General features: G+C 71.4%; 11 protein-coding genes and 1 pseudogene. All 12 read right to left on the minus strand.

The features are described 5' to 3' along the window. Positions 1-22: 22 nt before the first annotated feature. A complete protein-coding gene (locus ACFY93_RS33835; protein WP_391365758.1) occupies positions 23-1258 on the minus strand; it encodes an MFS transporter in 1236 nt (411 codons plus the stop codon). Continuing rightward, a complete protein-coding gene (locus tag ACFY93_RS33840; RefSeq protein ID WP_391365759.1) occupies positions 1255-1758 on the minus strand; it encodes a regulator in 504 nt (167 codons plus the stop codon). Before ACFY93_RS33840 ends, ACFY93_RS33835 begins: the two co-directional genes overlap by 4 nt. After that, positions 1755-2597, minus strand: coding sequence for a winged helix-turn-helix transcriptional regulator (locus ACFY93_RS33845; RefSeq protein ID WP_391365760.1), 843 nt, complete (start codon positions 2595-2597; stop codon positions 1755-1757). Before ACFY93_RS33845 ends, ACFY93_RS33840 begins: the two co-directional genes overlap by 4 nt. A gap of 42 nt (positions 2598-2639) precedes the next feature. Further along, positions 2640-3053 carry a hypothetical protein gene (locus ACFY93_RS33850; RefSeq protein ID WP_391365761.1) on the minus strand — a complete coding sequence of 138 codons (414 nt, stop codon included), beginning with the start codon at positions 3051-3053 and terminating at the stop codon, positions 2640-2642. Between the two features lie 10 nt (positions 3054-3063). Continuing rightward, positions 3064-3507 carry a hypothetical protein gene (locus tag ACFY93_RS33855; RefSeq protein ID WP_371565196.1) on the minus strand — a complete coding sequence of 148 codons (444 nt, stop codon included), beginning with the start codon at positions 3505-3507 and terminating at the stop codon, positions 3064-3066. Next, positions 3504-3974: a hypothetical protein gene (locus ACFY93_RS33860; RefSeq protein ID WP_391365765.1), complete on the minus strand. Its 471-nt coding sequence runs from the start codon at positions 3972-3974 to the stop codon at positions 3504-3506. Before ACFY93_RS33860 ends, ACFY93_RS33855 begins: the two co-directional genes overlap by 4 nt. Positions 3975-4081: 107 nt before the next feature. Further along, entirely contained in the window at positions 4082-4402 is a 321-nt protein-coding gene (locus ACFY93_RS33865) for an SH3 domain-containing protein (protein ID WP_391365766.1), read from the minus strand. Positions 4403-4582: 180 nt separating this feature from the next. Further along, the gene (locus ACFY93_RS33870; protein ID WP_391365762.1) at positions 4583-5326 is read right to left on the minus strand and encodes a hypothetical protein; all 744 of its coding nucleotides are present in this window, start codon (positions 5324-5326) and stop codon (positions 4583-4585) included. 18 nt (positions 5327-5344) lie between these two features. Next, positions 5345-6034, minus strand: a complete 690-nt coding sequence (locus ACFY93_RS33875; protein ID WP_391365763.1) for a hypothetical protein — start codon at positions 6032-6034, stop codon at positions 5345-5347. An 18-nt stretch (positions 6035-6052) separates the two neighbouring features. Then, a complete protein-coding gene (locus ACFY93_RS33880; protein ID WP_020271124.1) occupies positions 6053-6538 on the minus strand; it encodes a hypothetical protein in 486 nt (161 codons plus the stop codon). After that, a complete protein-coding gene (locus tag ACFY93_RS33885; protein WP_391365767.1) occupies positions 6535-7077 on the minus strand; it encodes a DUF4913 domain-containing protein in 543 nt (180 codons plus the stop codon). Before ACFY93_RS33885 ends, ACFY93_RS33880 begins: the two co-directional genes overlap by 4 nt. A 252-nt stretch (positions 7078-7329) precedes the next feature. Further along, positions 7330-7842 (minus strand): annotated as a pseudogene (locus ACFY93_RS33890) (DNA-methyltransferase); the annotation flags it as partial. Positions 7843-7934 lie beyond the last annotated feature (92 nt).

Genomic DNA, 7934 nt, shown 5'->3' on the forward strand with positions numbered 1-7934 from the left:
ACAGGCTGGGGACGCAGCAGGGTCAGGTGCGCAGGGCGGGATCGGTTCGCAGGCGGGCGAAGGCGCAGAACAGACCGAGGGCCTGCAGCGCGGCACAGACGGTGATGACGTGGCCCAGCGCGTCGGGCGGAGTGAGCGCGGTGAGCACGCCGGCGACGGGGAAGGGCAGCAGGAGGACGAGGATGGTCGCCGACAGGGTGCTGCCGAACTTCTCCGGAGGGATCAGGCGGGCGCGCAGGGTGCGCAGGACGACCGTCATGCCGCCTTCGCCCGCCATGAGGACCGCGACCAGGACCAGGTAGGACTGGTAGTCGGGAGCCTGGGCAGCGGCGAGACAGCCGAGCGAGGCGAGGGCGGCGCAGGCGGCGCCGACCGGCCACAGGCCGAGGCGGTCGAGCGCGAACCGGCAGAGCGTGACGCTGAGGAGCGTCGCTGCGGCAGCGGCGGACCAGACGAGGCCGACTGCGGTGGTGGACTGCCCGAAGTGCTTGACGACGATCACGGGACCGGCCGCTTGAAGAAGGCCGGTGGCCAGGTTGGACAGGGTCAGCCCGGTCACGAGCCAGCCGAGCGCGGGAAGAGAGCGGATGGTGCGCCACCCGGTGAGCAGTCCGGCCCTGGACCTCCCCTTCGGCGCACGGGCCGGTGCCACGGGCGAGTGCGGAGTGCGCAGGGCAAGCAGCGCGGCAAGCAACGAGAGCACGGTGATCACCGCGAGCATCAACGGCGGACCGGCAAACAAGAGCACCCCGGCGAGCGCCGGACCGGCCAGGGTCGCCGTCTGGTCGATGCCGAGCAGGACGGCCTGGACACGGTGGGCCCGCCGTCCTGCTCGGCGGCCGGCGGCAGCGCCCGCGGTCTCGGCCGCGATATAGCTGAACTCGGTGAGCACGCCGGTCGTCGCCGCCAGCACCATCACGGTCGCGCTCGCCACGGTGCCGGACGGGTGGAGATGGAGCAGGACCGCGCCGGCGGCGAGAGCCAGCGCCCTCCCCAGGGAGGCCAGGGGGAATACCACCGCGGCACCGCGCCGGTCAACGACCGATCCGGCCCACCCAAACGCAGCAAGCCGCGGGACCCACTCCAGGGCGAAGGCGGCGCCCGTCAGCGCGGCGGATCGCGTCGTGGCCAGGACGAGCAGTGGGATGCCGTAGGTGGACATCGCGAACGCCAACGCGTCCGCCGTGCGCGGCAGGTAGATGCTGCGCATCAGCCCGCCCGTGTTGCGTGCGTGCCGGGGTGTGACCGCTGCGTTCACGCGACCGGCTCAGGCTCAGACACCCTGGCCACCTGGGGGTTGTCGGCCAGCCACTGGATCAGGAGCGTGCGGGGACGAGCCAGCCCCGCCTCGGCTCCGTCGCCGATCAGCGGGGAGGGAGCATCGGCTCGCTCGGCGGTGAGCGATGGTGCCAACAGGTCGAGGACGTGCCGGATACGGCTGCTGAACTCGCAGACGGGGGCCGGGACGGCTTGACGCCGGGCCCAGCGGGCCATCGTGTCGTACAGATCTGCCAACTCCATCCCGGCGTCGGTCAGTTCCAGACCGGCGCCGGGCGCGACCCGGACGAGACCGTGGGCGCGGGCCGTGTCCGAAGCGCTCCGCAATTGGTGCGTGGAGAGGTCGGGCAGGACGCCGGGCAGCCGTCGCGGCGGTATGGCGCCGTTGTCGTCGATCTCGGTGACCAGGCGGACCAGGGGGCGCGAGGCGAGCAGTTTGACAGCGCGGTGCACTTCGGCAGAGCTGTAGAGGGTGCTCATCGGCGCGGGCCTCCCGCCGGGATGGCTGCCTTCGGGCGGGCGATCGTGGCGTGCGAGAAGAGATCGCGGTTGTGCCACGCCGGAGAGGACTGGGGCGTCCGAGCGCGTGGGAGCGCCGCGGGGGCCGGTCGTGACTGGCTGCTGACCCACGGCCTCTGCGCGGGCTTCGCCTGCGGGTTCCCCCAGACCGGGTGTTGGGACGCCTGGTCGAGGGGCTGCCCGGCGGACCATGCGGACAGGGTGCCGAGAACGGCGCTCAGGCCGTCGCCTGCTGCGGAAAGCCGGTAGGGCCGGCCGGTGCCCTTGGTGTCGACGAGGCCGTCGGCGACCAGCTGCCGCAGCGGCGGGTAGATGTTGGTCCAGTCGCTGCTGGGCATCACGATCCGGGCCAGGGCCCGCCCGCTGACCTCCTGGCGGGACTTGAGCACCCACAGGATGGCGGCGGCGTGACGCCGGGTGAGCAGGGTGAGGCTGTCCTCGATCTGCTCGATCGCGGGCAGCGGGCGGTCCGCCTTCTCCAGGTGTTCCTCGGCCCAGGTGACGATCATCGGCAGGACCGGCAGCAGGGCAACACCACGGTTGGTGTGGCCATAGGTCACGTGCCGTGAGGTGTGTTCGGTGCGTTCGACGAGTCCGGCGTCGCACAGCGCCTTGAGCTTGGGGTGGAGCTGGCCGTTCTGCAGCCAGGACACCTTGGCCGCCAGCTCGCTGTAGCGCAGCGGCGGGCCGGAGAGGGCCAGGAGGATCCTCACGTTCCAGCGCGGGGTGATCATGGCCAGGGCCTCGGTGACCCGGGCGATGTCGGCATCGGTGTCAGGGGGCAGAGCGGTGATGGCCAAGGGAGGAACTCCTGGGTGAACGAAAGGGGGATGGCCTGCGGGTCAGCGGCTGTGCGCCGGGCTCTGCGCCGCAAGAGGCGGAGCTGGAGCAGGCGGCGAGGGAGTCGGCGGGGCCGGCGTCGGGGCCGGGATGCGGGCCAGGCTTTGCAGGACGGCGGCGACCGATTTGGCCTGGACCTCGCGGACGGCGACGGCTTCGGCGAGGCGGCGTGCACCGTCGAGGAGGTGGGAGACCTCGTGCGGGCCGATCTGCCGCTCGGGGTGGATGAGCCGGGCGAGGTGGTCGCGGTGGAAGTCGATGCTGCGCTCGGCGAGGGCGAGATCGTCGTGCATGCCGAGCAGGGCGGAGAGCATGCCGGGCGGCTGGGCCTGGGCGTGGGCTTCGAGGTCGGCGAGCGGTGCGCCGTACAGGTCCTCGATCCGTCCGGCTATGTCGGTGGACGTGGGGTGGGGCAATCGAGGGCTTTCACGGTCGGCGGGCCCGGGCCGCCCCGGCACGCGGGGGTGCCGGGGCAGCGGACGGGGGCAGGGTCGCGGTTGCGCTGAGCGGTGCCGTGCGGACGGGCCGGGCCTGCTGCGCAGGCGGGGGCATGGTGCGCAGCAGCTCGCCGAGGGCGGCGCGGTAGCCGTCGCGGGCCTCCAGTGCCGCGTCCAGCCACTGCGCGTCGAAGCGGAGCCTGTCGGCCGACAGTTCGCTCATGTCGCGGTCGGGATCCATGTCGGCGTATACGCGGTCGCGGACACGGGCGACCTGCTCCTCGGTGAGCGCCAGGAAGGACCGCAGCTCCAGGGCACGGGCGAACGCTGGCGAGGCATCGTGGCCGGCAGCCGCCTCGTACAGCTCGGGTACCGGCTTCCCGAAGACCTTCTGCAGGTCGCCGTCCATGGTGCTGGCCTTGTCCCGGCTCATCGGGCGGCCCTCGTCGACCGCCACGCCGTCGCCGGTGCGGCTGTACTCGCAGGCCGGTTGGGGGCGCTGGTCTGCACCGCCGGCCCGGTGCGGGGCCGAAGACGGGCGAGGCGCTCTGCGGCGAGGTCCTTCTTCCCTGGGGCGTCCGGGTCGAGGAGCCATCGCACGACTAGGGCCCGGCCGTCGCGGGCCGTGACGGGCGCGTTCACCCGGTGAGCGAGGCCCATCGTCGGGTCGTCGACCTCGCTGGGCTGGGTATGCAGTGCAGCGAGGAGGTCGTCCTCCGCGCGCTCCAGCACGGACTGGGCCTCAACGAGAAGGCCGTGCCACTTGACGACGTCGGTGGCGTCAGGGTTCGCGGTCGGCGCGGCGGCGACCGCGGCCTGCAACTGGTCCATGCCCATGTCGAAGCGCGCTTCGATCCGTTCGGTGAGCACGCCCACGACATCCGCAGAATCCTCGAACATGCCGTCGGACAAGGGGGATCTCCTGTTCTGGATAGGCCGATGCGTAGGGAATGTGAGGGGCCCCGTACTGGGCGATCAGCCGCTTGCCGGGACGTGCTGAAGTCCGGTCAGTCCAGGCACATACGGACGTCGCGGTACACGTACGTGCCGGAGACCCAGCCCTTCACGCCGGTCGTCTTGTCCGTGATGTAGACCCAGTTGCCGCTCTTCTTGGAGACGGTGAACTTGTGGCTCTTGTAGAGCACGCCGAGCGCCGTGGACTTCGAGCTGGCCTTGGACCGGATGGTCACGGCCTTGGCGTGCACTGCGTACGGCAGCGGCGGGAGGGACGAGCAGTTGCTCGCGGGGAGAGCGGAGACGGAGGCGGTGGTCGGTGCCGCGTTGGCGGTGGTGGCGGACAGCACCGGCAGAGCGAGTGCGCCGAGCATCGCGGCGGATATGGCAATTCGGGTGGAGCGCATGCGGAACAAACCTCCGTGAAGGCGTGGGGAATGTAGGGAAGGGCGCCGCGGGGTTGTCCCGGCGGCTGTATAAGAGTCCGGAGAATCGCCGGTTTGGCTAACCGGCGATCGTCGGCTATGTTGCGCCGCCCGCGTCGGGCTGAGCGCTCAGCGCGAACGGCCGGGCGGGCGCGGGGCAGGGGCCTTCGCCACACCGGCCAGGCGGCTGGCGGCGGCTGCCGGGCGGACCGGCGGGAGAGGGCCGGCCTCGCCGGTGAGCCGGTCGTCGCACCACTGCAGGGCCTCGCCCACCGTGTCGAAGCCGCCCTCGCGCAGGGTGTGCGTCCAGGTGTCGGTGTCGACCTCTTCGACCACAACGCGGAACGGCGACGGGGCGCGTTCGTCCAGGGCACGCAGTGCCACGACGACGACCATGTCGTCCGGGTCGTCGCTGGTGTAGGAGTAGCCCATGGCGTAGTGGTCGCCGTCGTCGGCGAGGCATCGCTCCAGTGCTCGCGTGGCCTCGTCAGCCGGCGGCGGGCCCAGCTCGGGGTCGAGGCCGATGGCATCGTGCGGGCAGCCGCGGTGGATGAGCCAGGACTGCGCCATCGCGGGCAGCGGCAGCGGGGCCTTCTCGAAGCTGAACGTCCGCTTCTCGTGGTCCCGTTGCAGATGCACGGCGAGCACCTGGGGCAGGCCGGGGTGTCCCCAGGTCGCGGTGCGGTCGAACAGGACGTAGTAGCTGTGCGGACCGTCGTGATGTTCGGCGAGGGGGACGAGCATGTCCTCGTGGACGCCGACCTTGCGGTAGAAGTCGAGGTACCTCTCCTCGTCGGCGTCGAGGTCGTCCAGATCGAAGTCGACTTGCGGGATGGACTTCCGGACCGGCGCCGGTTCGGTGGGAGACAACAAGGGGCCTTTCGGTGGAGTTCAGCGCCGCTGCGCCGGAGTGGACGGCGATGTGCCGGGGCGAGCTGGGACCTTCGGCGTCTGCGTCGTGGGGGCCCGGCGGGCGGCGAACAGCGCGGCTCTTCCGGCGTCGGTGAGCGCGACCGGCTGGCCGGCGTGTACGGGGTGGCCGGTGTCCCGGGCGACCAGGCCGGCGTCCTCCAGCCGCCGTAGCTTGGTGTGGGGGATGCGGGTGCCGGAGGCGGCTGTGACGGACATCCGGCCGGTCAGCAGGTGTTCGTAGAGCTTGGCGCCGCCGGCGATGGCGAGCAGCGCCGCCTGGTCGTCCGTCGAGAGCTGCTGCGCGACGGACGCTGCTGCGGCTTCGATGGGCTCCAGGGCGGCGAGCACATCCCGGGCAGCGGCGTCCCGCGCGTCGGCAGCCTCTTCCAACTGGTCCACGGTGCGGTCGATACGCGTGAACAGAGCGCCGTCGACGTCGAACTCGCCGCTGGACAGGCGGTTGAGGAGGCGCAGATGGAAGATGACGCCAGTCTGGGTCTTGGCCAGCTTCCGGTGCCGGTCCACCAGTTGGGCGTGCTGCTCGTCGAGGACGCCGCGGTCGCGGTAGGCCCACAGGGTGTCGATGTCGTGCCCGGTGGCGGCTTCGAGGCGAAGGTCGAGCGGGGAGACCGCACGCCGGGAGGGTGTCGGCGCGGGTTCAGGGGGCATAGGCGACGCTCCGTGCGTTCAGCGGGTGGGATGGTGCGCGGGGTTCGGTGCGGGACGGGGCAGACCCGGTGGCGCAGTGGGCGGCGGACCGGGCCGGGGCACGGGCGCGCGGGCGGCCAGTTGCGGGGAACGGGAGCGTGCCGCGTGGGTGCGGGCGCTCAGCGGCCGACGAGTCATGCCCAGACGGCGGCCGACCTCGTCGTAGACGTCGTTGCCCGCCCGTGGCCGGATCGCGACGACGTGGATCTCCTTGTGGTGGGCGGACTCCGCGGGCGCCGGCCGGACGGCGTAGACGACGCGCCAGTCCTTGCGGGAGTCCACGAACAGCTTTCGACAGCCCTCCAGGTCACCGTCGAGGCGCAGCCCGAAGCGCTGCGCGTTCACGACTTCCTGCAGGTAGGCAAGGGTGAGGTCGCGTATGTCGCTGGGGGCCTGGAGAAGATCGGTCAGCGCGCGCGGATCGAAGCTCAGTCCGAAGGCGGGCTGTCCCTGTCCCGCGGTCATGACGCCGGCTCGTCCTGGTCAGCGGCTTCCGCCGTGGCCGCCGTCTCCGTCCGCACGGACGGCGGCGGACCGGGCAGGAGACGGTGTGCGGGCCGGTCGGGAGAGGTCATGCAGGCCGACAGCGGGCCGCCCGGTGCGCGGATCGCCGCGACGGCGTGGGTGAGGAAGTCGCGGTGCCACACGAACAGACCGGAGAGCCCAGCTTCGGGGTCCTTGTGCTGCTGGTAGGCGAGCCACAAGGCATGGAGCCAGGCCACTACGTCGTCGTGCTCCTGCCACTGCAGGCACCAGGGCGCCGCGGTGGTGACCTCCGCCCCGTAGACCGGGAGGAAGAAGTCGTCGACCCAGTCGGACAGGGCGTCGAGTTCGTCCTCGCGTTCCTCTCCGTCCAGTTCCAGGATCGGGCGGGGCTCCGCTGGAGCGGCGGCCGACGGGCCGCCGAGTCCCGGCATGCCGAACGCGGCGAACGGTGATCCACTCGGCGACGGGGCGGACGCGAGGTGGTCGAGCTGCTGAGCCTGTTGCGCCGACTGCTCCATGAGCCGCCGCACGCTCGCCTCGATTCCCTCCAGCTGCGGATCCGGAATACGAATCGGCTCCAACTCTCCATCGTCGGCAGACTTTGCGGATTCGGGCATTGAGAAGTTCGGCCTCCTACGAGACGCGGAATGAGGGAAGTGCGGGGGCGCCCTCGCGCGGCGCCGCCGGCGGATTGCACGTTCCTCCGGGCGGTATTTCGCTTACGGCTGCGCGTGGGAGCTGGTCGCCTTGGCGACGGGCAAGGACGCGGCTCAGGCGGTGAGAACCACGTCGTCCTGCGTGAGGGTTGCGCGGATCGTCTCGGTGAGCCGGTCGGCCGCGATCGACGCGTAGTGCTCGGTCTTCTCCACGCCGATGAAGTCCCGGCCTTCCAACAGGGCGGCCACGCCCGTGGAGCCGGAGCCGGCGCAGAAGTCGAGGACCGTGCCGCCCTCGGGGCTGATCTTGACCAGCTCGCGCATCACCTCGACCGGCTTCTGCGTGATGTGCTGGCGCTTCGCGCCAGAGGGCTGCGAAGCCGAGTACATGCCAGGCAGATAGACGGGGTTGCGGGAGCCGTCGATCGGCCCCTTGCTGGCCCAGACGATGAACTCGCAGTTCTGGGTGAACCGGCCCTTCTGGGGCCTGGCCTGCGGCTTGTGCCAGGCCAGGACACCGCGCCACAGCCATCCGGCCGCCTGGATCGCGTCCGTCGTCGTCGGGAGCTGGCGCCAGTCGGTGAACAGCAGGGCCGTCCCGCCGGTCTTGGTGAGGCGGTGAGCCTGAACCGCCCCGTGTCGAATGGAGACTCGATTTCATGAAAGGATCGAGTCATGGCACGACCGTCCCGTTACCCGCTTGAGCTGCGCCGTCGCGC

Origin of the sequence: Streptomyces sp. NPDC008313 (genome assembly GCF_042956125.1) — a bacterium.
Classification (GTDB): Bacteria; Actinomycetota; Actinomycetes; order Streptomycetales; family Streptomycetaceae; genus Streptomyces.